Genomic DNA, 16,129 nt, shown 5'->3' with positions numbered 1-16,129 from the left:
GAGTGCCCATGCCCCCCGTCCCCCTGAAGACCCGCGAGCGCCTGTCCGAGGTCCGCTACGAGATCCGCGGAGAGCTCGCCCGGCGCGCGCGCGAGCTGGAGGGGCAGGGCCGCAAGCAGATCAAGCTCAACATCGGCAATCCCGGCGCCTTCGGCTTCCGCGCCCCCGAGCACCTGCAGCGCGCGATCGCCGAGCGCATCGCCGACACCGACCCCTACACGCACCAGCAGGGGCTGCCGGCGGCGCGCGAGGCCATCGCCCGCTACCACCGCGCGCGCGGGACCCCGGGCGCGAGCGCGGAGCGGGTGTTCGTGGGCAATGGCGTGAGCGAGCTCATCGATCTCACGCTGCGCGCGCTGCTCAACCCCGGCGACGAGGTGCTGCTGCCCTCGCCGGACTACCCGCTGTGGAGCGCCGCCACCATCCTCAACGACGGCCGCCCCGTGTACTACGCGTGCCGCGCCCAGAACGGCTTCCTGCCGGATCCGCAGGAGCTCGAGCGCCTGGTGACGCCGCGCACCCGGGCGCTGGTGCTGATCAACCCGAACAACCCCACCGGCGCCGTATACCCGCGCGCGCTGCTCGAGCAGCTGGTGGCGGTGGCGCAGCGCCACGGGCTGCTGCTGCTCTCGGACGAGATCTACGACTCGATCCTCTACGACGGGGCGCGCTTCGAGCCGCTCGCGCCGCTCGCAGGCGACCTGCCCTGCATCTCCTTCGGCGGCCTGAGCAAGGTGCACCGCGCCTGCGGCTGGCGCGTGGGCTGGGCGGTGCTCTCCGGAGACCCGGCCGCGAGCGCCGACCTGCACCGCGCGATGGATCTGCTCGGCGCGCTGCGGCTGTGCGCCAACGTCCCGGGGCAGTTCGCCATCGAGGCGGCCCTGCACGGCGAGGACACCATCGCGCCCCTGTGCGCGCCCGGCGGCCGGCTCTACGAAGCGCGGCGCGCCATCCGCGAGTGCGTGGAGGCGAGTCCCCACCTGGAGCTGGTGGCCCCGGCCGGCGCGCTGTACGCCTTCCCGGCGGTGGTGGGGACGGCCGCCGCGGGCTTCGACGATCACCGCTTCGCGCTCGAGCTGCTGGAGACCGAGGACGTGCTGGTGGTGCCGGGCTCGAGCTTCAACGTCCCCTGGCGCAACCACTTCCGCGTCACCCTGCTGCCCGAGCCCACGCAGCTGCGCGAGGTGTTCGGACGCATCGGCCGCGTGCTGCAGCGCCACGTGGAGCGCTCGACGCCCGCGCGCGCCGGCTAGCGGGGGGACGGGGTGGCGCGCGGCTTGGGCGTCATCCGCACCAACCCGGAGTCCACGAAGCCCTGCAGGTAGCGCAGCGCCTCGAGCTCCTGCAGGGGCGAGACGTGGACGATGTTCGCCACGTCCCGGCGCCCGTCGATGCGGCTGAGCAGGTAGCGCTCGGGGGCGGTGAGCGCGAGCGTCTTGAGGTGCGCCGGGGGCACCAGGAGGCTGGGCACCTGGGGGCGATCCAGCAGCTCGCGGCGCAGCTGGCCGAGCAGCGCGCTCTCCGCGCCCTTGAGCAGCTCGGCCGTCTCGGTGGAGGGGTCCATCTCGTGCGCGCGGCGCGCGAGCGCCTCGCCGTCGCGCAGGTTGCCCGCGTCCAGGAAGTTGCGCGCCGCGGCCACCACCTCGCTCGCGGGGGACTCGGCGCCGATGACGCTGGGCGGCTCCTCGAGCGCCTCGCCCAGGTTCAAGGGCTCCTCCGCCACGCGCACCGCCTCCAGCCGGTAGAGCGCGTAGAGGCGCTGGTAGAGGAAGAAGTCCGAGGCGTGCAGCGCGAGGACCATGTCGTCGATGGTCATGTCCTCGTGGATGAGGGCCACGAGGCGCGCATCGAGGCTGCCGGGCTTGGGCGGCTGCGGCAGCCGGCTCTCGTCCACGGCGAGCCGCACCGAGCCGGAGGGGAAGGCCTGGCGGATGGCCTGCCACGCGGTCTCGCGGAACTCGCCCTCGCGGTGGATGTCCAGCAGGTCCACCACCACCTCCATGCCCTCGAAGGAGGGCAGGGTGGCGTCCGGGTCGAAGCTGAAGGCGCCCTCGTCCCAGGCGAAGGCGTCCAGCAGGGTCTCGCGGAACTTCATGTTCAGCGCGCTGAGCACGGCCTGCTCGGTGACCAGCCCGATCATGACCAGGATCTTCCCGAGGAAGACGCGGGTCTGCTTCTGGGTGGCGTAGGCCTTCATGAACTGCTCTTCCGTCAGGTGCCCCATGTTGATGAGGAACTGACCGAAGTACTCGCGCGGCTGGTTGCTGCTCGCGTTCACCACCTGACCGTCGCGCAGCGCCACCTGCTTCTGGACGCCCGCGCGCTCGAGGCGGAGCGCACCCGTGGCGCGGCGGTTGCCGAGGTAGACGACGAGATCCTTGAGGGGCATCGTCGCGAAATCGCCTGCAAGGCCGCGCATCGCGCCCCATCCTGCAACCGATGAGAGTCGATCTCTACTCAAAACCTGCCTGCTCGCTCTGCGACAAAGCCCTGGCCGTGATCGAGCGCGTGCGCGAGCGCGTGCCCTTCGAGCTCTACGTGCACGACGTGCGGATGTCGCCCGAGCGCTTCGCCGAGCTGCGCTTCGACATCCCCGTGGTGTTCATCGACGGGCAGCGCGCCTTCCACCACGCGGTGGACGAGGGCGCGCTCGAGGCACGCCTGCGCGAGCGGGCAGCCGAGGGCGCATGAAGGGAAGCCCGTGGCACAGCTGTTGCTCAAACCGGCGGCCAGGGTGAGCAACTTCATGCCCCATCCCAGGAAGAATCAGGGGATAGCGGGGGCAGCCAGGCGGTCGGGGCTGTAATTCTGGGTAGGCAAGGGGCCTGAGCGGTGGGGAAGAAAATGCGGACGGGCCGGGGGTCGGGGCGGTGGGTGTGAAGGCCAAGCGGGCAGCATCGGCAGGCGGCGGGCGTCAGGCTCCGACCGTGCTCCTCGTGGAGCCGCGGGCGGAGAGCCTGGAGGCGACCCGCGTCGTGCTGATGGACGCGGGCTTCCGCGTCGTGCCGCTCAGCCGCTACGAGGCCGCCGTGCCGCTCTTCCAGGTGCTGCGCCCGGACGCCGTGGTGCTCGCGGCGCAGGGCCCGGACTACAGCGCGCTGGGCGTGGCGCGCCGCATCCGCCAGCTCTCGCACGGCTGCGTGCCGCTGCTCTACCTGGTGGACGCCTCGGACCCGGAGGCGCGGCGCTTCTGCACCGAGCGCGGGCAGTGCGTAGACCTCGCGCCGCGCGGCTACGCGGGGTACGACGGCGGCGAGCTGCCGCTCAAGCTCTACGCCCAGCTGCGGCTGCGCGAGAGCGTGCAGCGCGCGACCCGCTCCGAGGACGCGCACACCACGCTGCACGATCCGCTCACTGGCGCCTTCACGCGCCCCTTCCTGCTCGCGCTGATCGGCCAGGAGGTGCGGCGCGCCGAGCGCTTCGGCGGGACCTTCTCGCTGGTGGCCGCGTGCGTGGACGGGATGGGGCCCTTCCGCAAGACCTACGGGCGCGGCGTGGCGGAGCGGCTGCTGGTGTACGCGGCCGTGGTGCTGGGCCAGACGGTGCGCGAGGCGGACGTGGTGGCCCGCGTGGACGAGGAGGCCTTCGCGCTCTTCCTGCCGGGCACGCCGCAGGAGTCGGTGGCGGAGCTGACCGGGCGCGTGCACGCGCGCTTCGAGCAGGCGCGCTTCCAGGTGGAGGGCAAGGTGGTGCGCACGGACGTCTCGCTCGGTTCGGTGAGCTTCCCGGACACGGTGGGCAGCCCGGGCCAGCTGTTGACGGCGGCGCTCGCGGATCTGCGGCGCGGCCGCGAGGCACGCCGCACGGCGAGCGGGCCGAGGCTTTCGATTTGAGGTGGCGCCGCCCCCCGCGCGGGCGGGGCTTGCGGCGTGAGCAGAGCATCGGGGTGGCAGGAAAGGGGCGAGGGAGATGGGGATGGATCGGATCGCAGTGCTGGTGGTGGATGACGAAGAGTCGGTGCGCACGTTCCTGGCCGAGTTCCTGGGCAGCTCGGGCTACCAGGTGCGCTCGGCCTCCAGCGGCGCGCAGGCGCTGGAGATGCTGGCGGGCGGCTCCTTCGATGCGGTGCTCCTGGACGTGATGATGCCGGAGATGAGCGGCCTCGAGGTGCTGGGCCGCTACCGCAGCAACGGGGGCACGGCGCCGGTGATCGTGCTCTCGGCGCTCACCGGGCAGGATGACGCGGTGCGCGCCATGAAGCTGGGCGCCACGGACTACCTGTCCAAGCCCTTCGACAACGCGGAGCTCGAGGACGTGCTCAGCCGCGCGCTGGGCCGCCGCAGCAGCGCGCGCCCGCCCGAGCCGCGCGCCCGCGAGCGCCTGCCCGAGGCGGCGGTGCCGGACGGCGACAGCCGCGTGCTCATCTCCACTGCGCCCTCCATGCGCCGCGCCCGCGCGCTGGTGGAGCGCATCGCGGACACGGACGTGCCCGTGCTGCTGCTGGGTGAGTCCGGCACCGGCAAGGAGGTCATCGCGCGCGAGATCCACGCGCGCAGCCGCCGCCGCGCGCGCCCCTTCATCAAGGTGAACTGCGCCGCGCTGCCCGGCGAGCTGCTGGAGAGCGAGCTGTTCGGCCACGAGCGCGGCGCCTTCACCGGCGCCACGGCCGAGAAGCCGGGCAAGTTCGAGCTCGCCGACCAGGGCACCATCTTCCTGGACGAGATCGGCGAGATGGCGATCCGCCTCCAGGCGAAGCTGCTCCAGGTCCTGCAGGACGAGGAGTTCTTCCGCGTCGGCGGCAAGAAGAGCGTGCGCGTGGACAGCCGCGTGGTGGTGGCCACCAACCGCGACCTCGAGCGCGAGATCGAGCTGGGCAACTTCCGCGAGGACCTCTACTACCGCCTCAACGTGGTGGCCATCCGCCTGCCGCCCCTGCGCGAGCGCATGGAGGACGTGGTCCCGCTCACCGATCACTTCCTCAAGAAGTACGGGCGCAACTTCATCTCCAGCGTCTCCGAGCTGCCCACCGAGGTGCTGCGCGCCTTCGGCGAGTACAACTGGCCGGGCAACGTGCGCGAGCTGGAGAACATGGTGCGCCGGCTGTGCGTGCTGCGCGATCCCTCGCTGGTGCTCGACGAGCTCAGCGCGGGCCGCACCCCGGGCAGCGCCCCGAGCCTGCCCACCGCCTACGCGGGCGACGTGGGGCACGCCGCTCCCCGCGAGCCCGTGCGCTCGCTGGGCGGCGCGGGCGCGAGCGTGGCCAGCACCGAGGTGCTCGAGATGCCGCCGCGCGGCCACGCCGGCGCCGTCACGCTCAACGAGCCCTTCGGCCGCCCGCTGCCTCCGCCGCCGCGCTACGCGAATCCCTTCGACATGCCGCAGCCGCCGCCCCCGCCGCCCTCGATGCCCGAGGCGGACATGTCCCTCAAGGACATCGGCAAGCGGGCGGCCATGCTCGCCGAGCGCGAGGCGATCCTGTCCATGCTGCAGCGCACCGCGTGGAACAAGCGCCGCGCCGCCGGAAAGCTGCGCATCAGCTACAAGGCGCTGCTCTACAAGATCAAGGAGTGCGGGATCATCGACCCGCGCGCCAGCGCCGAGTTCTGAGCACCCGTGTCCTCCCTCTCTCTCTGGGAGAGGGTCGGGGTGAGGGAAGTACGCTCACCCCTTGCGCCCCCGTGCCCCGCCCGCTATCGCGCGGAGCATGACGCCTGCGCTGATCCTGCTGGGCAGTGGCTACACCCTCACGCGGCTCGCGCTGCGTGAGGCGCAGTCGGGGCGCACGGTGCTCGCGAGCACCCGCCACCCCGAGCGCATCGCGGCGCTCGAGGCGGCCGGCGTCCAGGTGCTCCCGTTGGAGGCCGCGCTCGCGCGCTCGCGTGACGCGCACGTGGTCATGGGCCTGCCGCCCGAGGCGGGCTGGGACGCACGCATCGCCGAGGCGTTCCAGGCGCAGCCACCCGCGAAGTGCGTGTACCTGTCGTCCACGGGCGTGTACGGCAGTGCGCGCGGAGTGGTCGACGAAGAGACCCCCGTAGACCCTGTCGCAGGTGCAGGCCGTCTCGCAGCCGAGGCGCTGCTGCGGCCGCTGGGCGCGGTGGCGCTGCGCATCGCCGGCATCTACGGGCCGTGGCGCGGGGCGCACACGCGCCTGCTCGCCGGAACGCTGCGCCTCCCTCGAGACGGTGGAGGGCGCATCTCGCGCGTCCACGTGGATGACCTCGTCGGAGCCGTGCAGTGCGCGCTCGAGCGGGGCACCCCGGGCGAGGTGTACTGCGTTGCGGATGATCGCGCGGTGACGCAGGCCGAGACCGTGGGCTGGCTGTGCGAGCGGCTGGGCGTGCCGCGGCCGCCGGAGGTGGAGCTGAGCGAGCTGCACCCGAGCCTGCGGGGTGACCGGGCCGTGCAGAACGCGCGGCTCAAGGGGCTCGGCTGGACCCTGCGCTATCCGGACTACCGCTCGGGCTTCGAGGCGGTGCTCCGGGACGAGAGCCACTAATCCCTCACCCCGACCCTCTCCCAGGGGGAGAGGGGACGGTGTCACGATGATCATCCTGATCCCCGCGTTGCTCGTCCTCAGTGCCCTCTACTGGGCCTTCGTCGCGCTGCAGCTCCTTCGCGCGATGCGCCAGGTGCCCCAGCTCGCCGAGCTGCAGCCCCCGCCGCCCCCGCGCTGGCCGCGACTCTCGCTCGTCATCCCGGCCTGCGACGAGGAGGCCACCCTGGAGCCGGCGCTGCGCTCGCGCCTGCGGGAGGACTACCCCGAGCTCGAGCTCGTGGTGATCGACGATCGCTCCACCGACGCGACCGGCGCCATCGTGGACCGGGTGGCCGCAGAGGATGCGCGCGTGCGGGCGCTGCACATCCGCTCGCTGCCGGAGGGGTGGCTGGGCAAGGTCCACGCGCTGCACCGCGGCGTCGAGCAGGCCAGCGGCGAGTGGCTGCTCTTCACCGATGCGGACGTGCACCTGGAGCCCGGCACGCTGCGCACGGCCGTCGCGTACTGCGAGTCGCGCGGGCTGGATCACCTCGGCGTCTTCCCCGAGGTGTGGAGCGCCTCCTTCCGCCTCGACGTGGCCCTGGGCACCTTCGGGCGCCTGGTGGCGCTCGCGGCCCGCCCCCACGCGGTGGAGGACCCCCGCTCGCGCGCGGCCTTCGGAGTGGGGGCCTTCAACCTCGTGCGGCGCAGCGCGCTCGAGCGCAGCCCCGGGCTCTCTTGGCTGAGGCTCGAGCTGCTCGACGACGCGGCGCTGGGGCAGATGCTCAAGCGCAGCGGAGCGCGCTGCGGCATGGCGATGGGGCGGGGCAGGGTGGGGCTGACCTTCTACCCGTCGCTGCGAGAGCTCGCGCGCGGCACGGAGAAGAACGGCTTCGCGGGCGCGGGGCGCTTCAGCCAGCTGCGGCTCGTGCTCTTCTGCCTCACGCTGCTCGCCCTCGAGGGGACCCCCTTCGCGGCGCTGCTCGCCTTCGGGCATCCGCTCGTGCAGCTGGCGGGCGGGGCCATCGCCGCGCTCGCGGTGGGCGCGAGCATGGTGGGCAGCCGCTGGATGGCGCGCCCGGTGCTCCCCAACCTGCTGCTCCCGCTGGGCACGCTCTTCTTCGTGGGTTGCCTCCTGCGCTCCGGCTACCTCGCCCACCGGCGCGGGGGCATCGCGTGGCGCGGCACGCTGTACCCCACGGCGCTGCTGCGGGCGGGGGCCCGCTACGAGTTTCCCTGAGGACACGCCCCCGGATCTCCGGGACAGGGGGGCCTCGCTCTGCGGCGGAGCGGGAACATGCTGCGGCCCATGGCGAGCGACAGGGCAGGCCAGCGGGACGCGGACGCGGCGCAGCTGGGGCGGCTGGGTTATGCGCAGCAGCTGCTGCGCGACATGGGCGGATTCTCCAACTTCGCCCTGTCCTTCTCCATCATCTCCATCCTCACCGGCGCGGTGACGCTCTACGGCCATGGGCTGCGCTTCGGCGGGCCCTTCGCCATGGGGGTGGGCTGGCCGCTGGTGGCACTCGGCACGCTCACGGTGGCGGCGAGCCTCGCGCAGCTCGCGTCCTCGTTTCCCACCGCCGGCGCGCTCTACCACTGGAGCGCGATGCTCGGTGGGAAGCGCGCAGGCTTCTTCACCGCGTGGCTCAACACGGTGGGGCAGTTCGCCATCACCGCGGGCATCGACTACGGCCTCGCAGAGTTCATGGCGGACATGCTGACGGGCTCGCGCCAGCGCAGCACGGTGCTCGCCATCTACGCGGGAATCCTCGTCTCCCATGCGGCCCTCAACCACGTGGGCGTGCGGGCGGTGGCGGTGCTCAACGCGCTCTCGGCCTGGTACCACCTGGTGGGGGTGGGGCTGATCCTGGGCGCGCTCCTGCTGCTCGCCCCGCAGCGCGAGCCCGCCTTCCTCCTCACCCGCGTCACCGCCGAGCCCTACGGGTACGGCTACGCCTTCCTCATCTCGCTGCTGCAGGCGCAGTGGACCTTCACCGGGTACGACGCGAGCGCCCACGTGTCCGAGGAGACGGTGGACCCCACGCGCAATGCCCCCTGGGGCATCTTCCTCTCCGTCGTGGTGAGCGCGCTGGTGGGCTGGGCCCTCATCGCCGCGGTCACGCTGAGCATCGGGGACCTCGGGGCGACGGTGCGCGCGGAGAACCCCTTCCTCTACGTGCTGCGCGGCGCGCTCGGAGCGCGGCTCGGCGGCGCGCTGGTGTGGGTGGCGATCGGCGCCATGTGGTTCTGCGGGCTCGCCTCCATCACGTCCAACTCGCGCATGCTCTTCGCGTTCGCACGCGACGGAGGGCTGCCCTTCTCACGCCAGCTCGCGAGCGTGTCGCCGCGCTTTCGCAGTCCGGCGGTGGCGGTGTGGGTCTCGGCGGCGGCGGCGCTCGTGGTGGCGCTGTGGAGCGGCGCCTACGCGGCCATGGTGGCGCTGAGCACGCTGGCGCTCTACGCATCCTACGCGCTGCCCATCCTGGTGGGGCTGCGGGCGCGGGCGAGCGGGATCTGGAGCCAGCGGGGGCCCTGGGATCTCGGGCGCTGGGCCCTGCCGGTGAACGTGGCGGCGCTCGCGTGGAGCGCCGCGGTGATGGTGCTCTTCGTGCTGCCGCCCAACCAGCTCGCCGGCTACACCTTCGCCGGCTGCCTCGTGCTGCTGGGCGCCTACTGGGGGCTCTCGCGGCGCCACACCTTCGTGGGGCCGCGGGTCTCGCTCAACGCGCCTTCGGCAGCGCGGTCTTCCCCATCTTGAGCACGCGCTTGAAGTGCTCGGCGGACACGGGGACCACCGAGATGCGGCTGCGGGTGAGCAGCTGCATCTCCTCGAGCTCCGGCGTGGCCTTGATGGTGGCGAGCGTCACCGGCTCCTTCAGCGCGACCACGGGGCCCACCTCCACCGAGGCCCAGTTCTCGCCGGGCGCGGTGGGGTCCTCGGACGCTGCGGTGAGCACGCGCGCCACGGCGACCACGGCCTTGCCCTCGTTGGAGTGGTAGTAGAGGCAGAGGTCGTCCGGCTGCATCGCGCGCAGGTTGTTGCGCGCCTCGAAGTTGCGCACCCCGGTCCACGCGGTGCGCCCCTCCTGCTCCAGCTGCGCGTAGGGGTAGACGGAGGGCTCGCTCTTGATCAGCCAGTACTGGGTCTTCGCCATGGCGGCGCATGCTACCCGGCGGCCCGCGCGGGCCAAGCACAAGCGTCAGCGGCCGGGAGCCTGCGCCGGGGTCGTCTTGAGGAACACCCGCAGGGCCTCGGCGATGCCCCAGGCCTGGGCGATGCAGCCGCGGGGGCGGTAGGGCTCGGTGGCGTCGAAGATCTCGCTCACCTGGCCGACGCCGGCGTGCTCCAGGTGCTCCTGCAGCCCGCTGAGCACCTCGCGGGCCCGCGAGCGGTCCGGGTCCACCTTCAGGCGCGCATCCACGTAGTGGCCGATGAGCCAGCTCCACACGGTGCCCTGGTGGTAGGCGGCGTCGCGCGCGCGGAGGTTGCCGTCGTAGTTTGGCTTGTAGTCGGGGTGGCCCGGGGCGAGCGAGCGCAGCCCCACGGGGGTGAGCAGCTGCTCGGTGACCTTGCGCAGCACCGGCTCCCAGCGGTCGCGGCGCAGCACGGGGTTGCGCAGCGAGATCGCGAAGATCTGGTTCGGGCGCACGGCGGCGTCGTTGCCACCGCCCTCGGCGTCCACCACGTCGTAGAGGCAGCCCTCGCGCTCGTTCCAGAAGCGCTGGTTGAACGAGGCCTCGGTGCGGTCCGCGTCGCGCACGTAGGGGGCCGGGTCCTCTCCCAGCTGCTCGGCCCACGTGGCCATCAGGCGCAGGGCGTTGTACCAGAGCGCGTTGAGCTCCACGGCCTTGCCGCGGCGCGGGGTGACGACCCAGCCGTCCACCTTCGCGTCCATCCAGGTCAGCTGGTAGCCCTGCTCGCCCTGGGTGAAGAGGCCGTCCGCGGGATCGATGCGGATGTTGAAGCGCGTGCCCTGCAGGTGGCGGGTGACGATCTCCTGCAGGGTGGGGAAGAAGTCCTGAAGGAGCGCCCGGTCCTTCGTGGTCTCCAGGTAGCGGTCGATGGCGTGGAAGAACCAGAGCGTGGCGTCCGCCGTGTGGTACAGGCCCTCGCTGTTGCCCTCGGGAAAGAGGTTGGGCAGCAGGCCGTCGCGCACGTAGTGACGGAAGGTGCGCAGGATGGCCGCCGCCTCGCGCAGGCGCCCCGTGCACAGGGTGAGCCCCTCCAGGGAGATCATCGTGTCGCGGCCCCAGTCGGTGAACCAGTGGTAGCCGGCGATGACGCTGCGCGCGTCGTGCCCGATGGCGCGCGCCCAGGCATCGTCGCGCGGGCGCATGGGCTCGATGACGAACTGGTCCGCCGCGAGCACCAGCCGCTCGGCGACCTTGTCGTGGGTCGCGGCCGGCGCGCGTGAGAGCAGGTGCCGCTCGCGCGTCTGCTCGTGCTCGAAGGCCTCCGTGGGCAGGGTCCCGAGCGAGCTCCAGTCCTCGGTGGTGACGCCGAGCACCACGGTCTCTCCGGCGCGCAGCGTGCACTCGAAGTAGCCGGGGCTCGCCTGCGTCTCCACGTGATCGTAGCCGCGCGCCTTCTCCGTCCGGTACAGCAGCGGGGCGGACACGTCGTAGAGGCCCACGAAGGGCATGGGGCGGGGCGCGAAGATCTTCATCCGCATGGCGGGCGAGTGCTCGTTCGCGCGCACCTCGACGCGGTCCTCGCGCAGGTTCACCACCGGGCTCCACGGCTGCGGCGGCATCCCCTGGTCGTGCGGGCGCATCACCGGGTAGGGGCGCACGCGCAGGGTGAGCTCGGAGCCCGAGAGCAGATCCCACGCGACGAAGAGGCTGTTGGTGCCGTGGACCAGGACGAGCCGGCGCCGCAGCCGGGCGCCGTCCACCTCGAACTCCCACTCCGGCAGCAGGCCGTGGAGCCGGAACGCCCTCAGGAAGGGCAGGTTGCTGCTCACCAGCGTGCCGTCCGCGTGCTCCTCGGCGTCCAGGCGCACGCGCTTGGCGCCTCCGCCGAGCACCACCTCCTCGGTGAGGCGCGCGAGCAGCACGGTGCGCCCGTGCTCGGGGATGTTGGGGATGAAGAGGCCGTGGTAGCGGCGCGTGTTGCAGCCGGCAATGGTGCCGGACGCGTAGCCGCCGCGCCCGTTCGTCACCAGCCACTCGCGGCTGAGCACCTCGCTGGCCTCGGGGCCTCGCGGCCACTGGAACTCCATGCGCGGCAGGGGGGGCGATTTCTCTCTCACGCGGTCCTCTCCTCACTGATGAGTACGCAGGCCGTCTGCCCCGGGAGTCGCCAGCGGCCCCCGTCCTCGAGCGGCGCCATTCCGCTCCCGCCGAAGCGGGTCTCCTCTGAAGACAGCAGCGGGCGCCAAAGCTTTCCCGCCTCCGGCGCCAGCAGGGGCTCCGGGCAGGGGGACAGGTCCAGCTCGGTCCCCAGGTTCAAGAGCAGCAGCCGGTCGCCCTGCTGCCCGTCCCCCAGGTAGCGCAGCACCAGCGCGTCGCGCGAGAGCACCGCGCCCGCGAGCCGCTCGCGCGCCTGGGCCGCGAACACCGGGTCCTCGCGCCGCAGCCGCAGCAGCTTACGGTGCAGCTCGCGCATGCCGCGGTGCGGCTCGCGCTCGCACTCGCTCCAGTCCAGCTGTGAGCGCCTGAAGGCCTCCTCGCCGAAGGGGATGCGGAAGCCCTCGTGCTCCAGCGCCTCGCGCGCCGCCGGGAACTGCGAGACGAAGGCGTTGCGGCCCCGCTCGACCAGGGGCTGCAGCTCCTCCTTGTGGTCGACGAAGTAGAGGAAGGGCGTGCTCGCCGCCCACTCCTGGCCCATGAAGAGCAGCGGGGTCTGCGGCAAGAGCAGCAGCAGCAGCGTCAGCGCGCGCGCCCGCGCGGGGCCCGCCAGCTGGCACAGCCGCTCGCCGCGCAGCGTGTTGGCGAGCTGATCGTGGTTCTGCAGGAAGAAGACGGCGTGCGGGGCAGGGGTGTGCAGCAAGGGCGTCCCGCGCGGCTTCTGCTGCCAGCGGTAGTGCTGGCCCTGGTAGAGCGCGTTGCGCAGCGCGCACGAGAGCAGCTCCTGCGCCGTGCCGGTGTAGTCCACGAGGTACGCCTCGCGCCGCCCCAGCGCCGCCACGCGCGCCGTGTGGTGGAAGTCGTCGATCCACAGGGCGTCCGTGCCGTGGCCTCCCTGCTCGGGAGCTTGGACGCAGCGCACGTCCTGGGGCTCGTTCTCGGAGACCACGAGCACGCGGCGGGGGCCCGCCGCCTCGCGCACCCGCGCCGTGAGCTCCTGCACCACGTGGCGCGCGCTCTGATCGAAGAGGCTCTGGGTGGCGTCGAGCCGCAGCCCGTCGAAGTGGTACTCGCTCACCCAGTGGCAGGCGTTCTGGATGAAGAACTCGCGGCTGCCCTCGGCGTCCGGGTACGCGTCGAAGTTGGTGGGGTCTCCCCACTCGCCCGGGTAGCGGGTGCTGAAGTAGCCGGGCGAGTACTGGGCGAGGTAGTTCCCGTCCGGGCCCAGGTGGTTGTAGACGACGTCCAGCAGCACCGAGAGCCCCAGCGCGTGCGCGCGGTCGACGAAGCGGCGCAGGTCGTCCGGGCTGCCGTACACGGCGCAGGGCGCGAAGAGGGTGACCCCGTCGTAGCCCCAGTTGAAGCGGCCCGGGAAGGTGTGCAGCGGCATCAGCTCGAGGCAGGTGACGCCGAGCTCCGCGAGCTGCGGCAGGCGGTGCGCCGCGGCCGCATAGGTGCCCTCGCGCGTGAAGGTGCCCACGTGCAGCTCGTAGAGCACCTGGCCCCGGAGCTCGGGGCCCCGCCAGGCGGCGTCCCCCCACGCATGGCGGCGCGGGTCCACCACTTGCGAGGGGCCGTGAGGCCCCTGCGGCTGGAAGCGCGAGGCGGGGTCCGGGAAGCAGGCCCCGCCATCGAGCCGGTACGTGTAGAGCGCGCCGGTGGGCACCGGCAGCTCGCCCTCGAAGTAGCCCCCGCTCGCACGCTGCAGCGGCAGGCAGACGGCTGCGGAAGCGCCCGGTGCACCCGCGAGGCACACCTCGACGCGCTCGCGCCGCGGCGCCCAGACGCGGAAACGCGTGCGCCCCTCGAGCGAGGGGCGCGCACCCAGCGTCAGCCTGCGGTCCTCGTCCGGCACCCGGCCCTCCCCGTGGGAGGCGGCAGGCCCCCCTCAGAAGATGGGGCGGCTACGCCTCCTTGGCGACACCGGTCGGCGCGGGCAGCTTGCCCGCCAGCGCAGAGCTCGTGGCGAAGAGGCCGAGCCCGATCAGACCCAGCGCCGCAGCCTCGGCGTACGCCCCGAGCACCGTGCTCAGGAGAGTCATCGCCCCGCTGCCCACCATGAACACCGCCACCACCGCCCCCGCTGCCTTCCCCATCGGTGCACGCTCCAGGTTCCCGGGCCCACTGCCCGGCGTCCACGGGAGGTCCTTACAAGCAGCGTGCCGAGCGGCTCTCCCCCGGGGCGTGGGCAACCGCAGCGAGCATGTGGGCAAAACCCTTCCACGGGTGGGCCCTGATCACGGGAAGGACCCCGGTGTCCTCTGGGGATCAGCCGAAAAAATTTCCCGATCTTCCCCTGTCCTCCTTGCACCTACCTCACTGAAACCCCCAGATTCCCGAGGTTTGGGCACTCCGAGGGGGTGGCACACCCGGTGCTAAGGCCAGTGCCCCGAATGCAGGCCACCGTGTGGGCAATGCCGTACCGCGGTGGATGAATCGAGTGGCACTGAGGGAGGAGAGGGAAAGATGTTCAAGAAGAGCGCGAGGGCGATGGCGGTGATGGGGTTCGGGATGCTCCTCCTTTCGGGATGCGCCCACCAGCAGGCCCCCCAGGTGGACAACTCGGAGAAGCCGTTCCGCATCGGGCGCGAGGACGTGCTCGACATCGCGGTGTGGCGCGATCCGGACCTCTCCCGGGTGCTCCCGGTGCGGCCGGACGGCTTCATCACCATGCCCATGGCGGGTGAGCTGATGGCCGCGGGCAAGACGCCCGGCGAGCTGGAGAACGAGATCAAGGAGAAGCTCAAGCCGTACGTGCAGGAGCCGCGCGTGAACGTGATCGTGCGCGAGGTGAACAGCAGCCGCGTGTTCGTCACCGGCGAGGTGACGCACCCGGGTGCCTACCCGCTGCGCGGCCGCGTCTCGCTGCTGCAGGTGCTCGCGCAGGCGGGCGGCTTCACCGACTTCGCGGACTCGGACGAGATCGTGGTCATCCGCACCTCCACGGACGCGGGCGCCAAGAGCCAGCGCATCCCGGTGCGCTACAGCGACCTGGTGAAGGGGGACGCGCAGGAGAAGTACGACGTCATCCTGCGCCCGGGCGACACCATCGTCGTTCCGTAGCGCGCAGCGGGAGCGGGGCGGGGCGTGCGGCGCGGGCCGCGGCCCCCGCTCGGGAGTGGTTGCAGGCAGCGCAAGTGCAGTCATCTGGCGGTGGGTGGGAGGGGAGGCGTTGGCGATGCGCAACAGACTGATGGCGGCGTGCGTGGTGCTCTGCGCGCCGGCAGCGCTGGCGGGGACGGTGTTCACGCCCTCGCTGAAGGTGACGGCCGAGGAGCGCTACGACACCGACCTGCGCCTGCGCGAGAACGGGGCGGGCGGCCAGCTGATGAGCAAGCTGTCCCCGCGCCTCGGGCTCGAGGCGAAGGATCCCACCCTGGTGCTGGACTCCTTCTACGCGGCGGACGCGTTCATCCGCCACGGCTCGGGGAGCACCTCGCTGGATCACCGCGCCGGGGTGGACCTCAAGAAGCAGCTCAGCCGCAACCTCCGCCTGGACACGGCGCTGCGGGTGTTCCGGGTGACGGACCCCACCAGCCTGCCGCGCCAGGGCCTGGGGGCGACCTTCGACCCCATTCTCTACGGCAAGGCCACGGTGGGGCTCGGCGGCCGCGTGTCGCGGCGCTGGAACGTGCGCGGGGCCTACACCTTCGAGGCGGCGCGCGTGTACGCGGCCACGCCGCAGGTGGGCGTGGGGCTGGAGGGCAAGAGCGCGCGCGGTGACTTCGTGCACACGCCCACGCTCGAGGCCTGGTACGGCGTGTCGCGCCGGCTGCTCTTGGGCACCGAGTACCGCTACCAGGCCTTCCAGCTGAGCAACGGCCTGGACCAGTCGCACACGCCCAGCGCGATGCTGCGCTACCACCTCACGCGCTGGACCACCTTCACCGCGCGCGGCGGGCCCGTCTTCTTCCAGCCGCACTCGGGAGTCGCGGGCGGGCAGGGCGTCATCCCGCGCGTGCAGCTGGAGCTCACGCGCGAGGTGGAGCACGCGGCGCTGGGCCTCGTGGTGGGCCACGACCTGGTGGGCGCGAGCGGCTTCGATCGGACGCTGTGGGCGGACTACGCGAGCCTCGTCGCGTCGCGCGCCTTCAGCGACAACTTCAACGTGTTCGGTGCGGCCAGCTTCTTCCGCAACGGCAAGGCCCCCAATCAGGGGCTCACGAGCTTCAGCGCCCAGGACGGTGTGTCCCAGGGCTACGCAGTCGGGGGTGGCGTGGAGTACCGGCTCAACCGGTACCTCGCGCTGCAGGGGACCGTGGACCGCATCGACCAGGTGGGGGGGCCGCAGGCTCCTGCCGCCGGGCCGGGCGGGGCGGCCACGGGTGCGGTGGACCTGTCGCGCAATGTCGCGGCGGTCCGTGCGGTGTTCACGGCTTGGTAGCGACGGCTTCGGAAGGCCTGTCTTAGGAGGAGTGG

The 16,129-nt window shown here is 72.4% G+C and carries 14 protein-coding genes; 9 read left to right on the top strand and 5 right to left on the bottom strand.

From position 1 onward, the window contains the following. Positions 1-8: 8 nt before the first annotated feature. Positions 9-1,253 carry an aminotransferase class I/II-fold pyridoxal phosphate-dependent enzyme gene (locus FGE12_RS01805; RefSeq protein ID WP_153864454.1) on the top strand — a complete coding sequence of 415 codons (1,245 nt, stop codon included), beginning with the start codon at positions 9-11 and terminating at the stop codon, positions 1,251-1,253. Here FGE12_RS01805 and FGE12_RS01800 read toward each other — a convergent pair. Beyond that, the gene (locus FGE12_RS01800) at positions 1,250-2,419 is read right to left on the bottom strand and encodes a DUF4388 domain-containing protein (RefSeq protein WP_153864453.1); all 1,170 of its coding nucleotides are present in this window, start codon (positions 2,417-2,419) and stop codon (positions 1,250-1,252) included. The two genes, FGE12_RS01805 and FGE12_RS01800, sit on opposite strands and share 4 nt — an antisense overlap. A 20-nt stretch (positions 2,420-2,439) precedes the next feature. Between FGE12_RS01800 and FGE12_RS01795 the strand changes: the two genes are divergently transcribed. The 6 genes from FGE12_RS01795 (at position 2,440) to FGE12_RS01770 (ending at position 9,179) form a co-directional block, all read left to right on the top strand. After that, the gene (locus FGE12_RS01795; RefSeq protein WP_153864452.1) at positions 2,440-2,691 is read left to right on the top strand and encodes a glutaredoxin family protein; all 252 of its coding nucleotides are present in this window, start codon (positions 2,440-2,442) and stop codon (positions 2,689-2,691) included. 236 nt (positions 2,692-2,927) lie between these two features. Then, entirely contained in the window at positions 2,928-3,833 is a 906-nt protein-coding gene (locus FGE12_RS01790) for a diguanylate cyclase (RefSeq protein ID WP_370458851.1), read from the top strand. 82 nt (positions 3,834-3,915) lie between these two features. Then, the gene (locus FGE12_RS01785) at positions 3,916-5,547 is read left to right on the top strand and encodes a sigma-54 dependent transcriptional regulator (protein WP_153864450.1); all 1,632 of its coding nucleotides are present in this window, start codon (positions 3,916-3,918) and stop codon (positions 5,545-5,547) included. Between the two features lie 97 nt (positions 5,548-5,644). Beyond that, a complete protein-coding gene (locus tag FGE12_RS01780; protein ID WP_153864449.1) occupies positions 5,645-6,439 on the top strand; it encodes an NAD-dependent epimerase/dehydratase family protein in 795 nt (264 codons plus the stop codon). Between the two features lie 46 nt (positions 6,440-6,485). Further along, positions 6,486-7,658 carry a glycosyltransferase family 2 protein gene (locus tag FGE12_RS01775; protein ID WP_153864448.1) on the top strand — a complete coding sequence of 391 codons (1,173 nt, stop codon included), beginning with the start codon at positions 6,486-6,488 and terminating at the stop codon, positions 7,656-7,658. Between the two features lie 57 nt (positions 7,659-7,715). After that, entirely contained in the window at positions 7,716-9,179 is a 1,464-nt protein-coding gene (locus FGE12_RS01770) for an amino acid permease (RefSeq protein ID WP_228530497.1), read from the top strand. Here FGE12_RS01770 and FGE12_RS01765 read toward each other — a convergent pair. The 4 genes from FGE12_RS01765 to FGE12_RS01750 are packed head-to-tail and all read right to left on the bottom strand — an operon-like array spanning position 9,142 to position 13,806. Continuing rightward, positions 9,142-9,576: an EVE domain-containing protein gene (locus FGE12_RS01765; RefSeq protein WP_153864447.1), complete on the bottom strand. Its 435-nt coding sequence runs from the start codon at positions 9,574-9,576 to the stop codon at positions 9,142-9,144. The genes FGE12_RS01770 and FGE12_RS01765 overlap by 38 nt on opposite strands. Before the next feature lie 45 nt (positions 9,577-9,621). Further along, positions 9,622-11,673, bottom strand: coding sequence for an amylo-alpha-1,6-glucosidase (locus tag FGE12_RS01760; RefSeq protein WP_370458850.1), 2,052 nt, complete (start codon positions 11,671-11,673; stop codon positions 9,622-9,624). After that, the gene (treZ, locus tag FGE12_RS01755; RefSeq protein ID WP_370458849.1) at positions 11,670-13,565 is read right to left on the bottom strand and encodes a malto-oligosyltrehalose trehalohydrolase; all 1,896 of its coding nucleotides are present in this window, start codon (positions 13,563-13,565) and stop codon (positions 11,670-11,672) included. The genes FGE12_RS01760 and treZ overlap by 4 nt, the downstream gene beginning before the upstream one ends. Positions 13,566-13,614: 49 nt before the next feature. Further along, positions 13,615-13,806: a hypothetical protein gene (locus FGE12_RS01750; RefSeq protein ID WP_153864446.1), complete on the bottom strand. Its 192-nt coding sequence runs from the start codon at positions 13,804-13,806 to the stop codon at positions 13,615-13,617. Between the two features lie 370 nt (positions 13,807-14,176). Between FGE12_RS01750 and FGE12_RS01745 the strand changes: the two genes are divergently transcribed. Together FGE12_RS01745 and FGE12_RS01740 are read left to right on the top strand one after the other, a co-directional pair. After that, on the top strand, positions 14,177-14,773 hold the full coding sequence (locus FGE12_RS01745; RefSeq protein ID WP_153864445.1) for a polysaccharide biosynthesis/export family protein: 597 nt from the start codon (positions 14,177-14,179) through the stop codon (positions 14,771-14,773). A 115-nt stretch (positions 14,774-14,888) separates the two neighbouring features. After that, positions 14,889-16,094: a hypothetical protein gene (locus FGE12_RS01740; RefSeq protein WP_153864444.1), complete on the top strand. Its 1,206-nt coding sequence runs from the start codon at positions 14,889-14,891 to the stop codon at positions 16,092-16,094. Positions 16,095-16,129 lie beyond the last annotated feature (35 nt).

The organism is Aggregicoccus sp. 17bor-14 (genome assembly GCF_009659535.1).
Lineage (GTDB): Bacteria > Myxococcota > Myxococcia > Myxococcales > Myxococcaceae > Aggregicoccus.
This window is presented reverse-complemented; position numbering and strand designations above follow the sequence as displayed.

Coding starts and splice junctions, on each gene's coding strand:
- FGE12_RS01750 (WP_153864446.1), bottom strand. CDS start 13,806: ATGGGGAAGGCAGCGGGGGCGGTGGTGGCGGTGTTCATGGTGGGCAGC.
- FGE12_RS01740 (WP_153864444.1), top strand. CDS start 14,889: ATGCGCAACAGACTGATGGCGGCGTGCGTGGTGCTCTGCGCGCCGGCA.
- FGE12_RS01745 (WP_153864445.1), top strand. CDS start 14,177: ATGTTCAAGAAGAGCGCGAGGGCGATGGCGGTGATGGGGTTCGGGATG.
- FGE12_RS01785 (WP_153864450.1), top strand. CDS start 3,916: ATGGATCGGATCGCAGTGCTGGTGGTGGATGACGAAGAGTCGGTGCGC.
- FGE12_RS01775 (WP_153864448.1), top strand. CDS start 6,486: ATGATCATCCTGATCCCCGCGTTGCTCGTCCTCAGTGCCCTCTACTGG.
- FGE12_RS01780 (WP_153864449.1), top strand. CDS start 5,645: ATGACGCCTGCGCTGATCCTGCTGGGCAGTGGCTACACCCTCACGCGG.
- FGE12_RS01765 (WP_153864447.1), bottom strand. CDS start 9,576: ATGGCGAAGACCCAGTACTGGCTGATCAAGAGCGAGCCCTCCGTCTAC.
- FGE12_RS01800 (WP_153864453.1), bottom strand. CDS start 2,419: ATGCGCGGCCTTGCAGGCGATTTCGCGACGATGCCCCTCAAGGATCTC.
- FGE12_RS01770 (WP_228530497.1), top strand. CDS start 7,716: ATGCTGCGGCCCATGGCGAGCGACAGGGCAGGCCAGCGGGACGCGGAC.
- FGE12_RS01795 (WP_153864452.1), top strand. CDS start 2,440: ATGAGAGTCGATCTCTACTCAAAACCTGCCTGCTCGCTCTGCGACAAA.
- FGE12_RS01805 (WP_153864454.1), top strand. CDS start 9: ATGCCCCCCGTCCCCCTGAAGACCCGCGAGCGCCTGTCCGAGGTCCGC.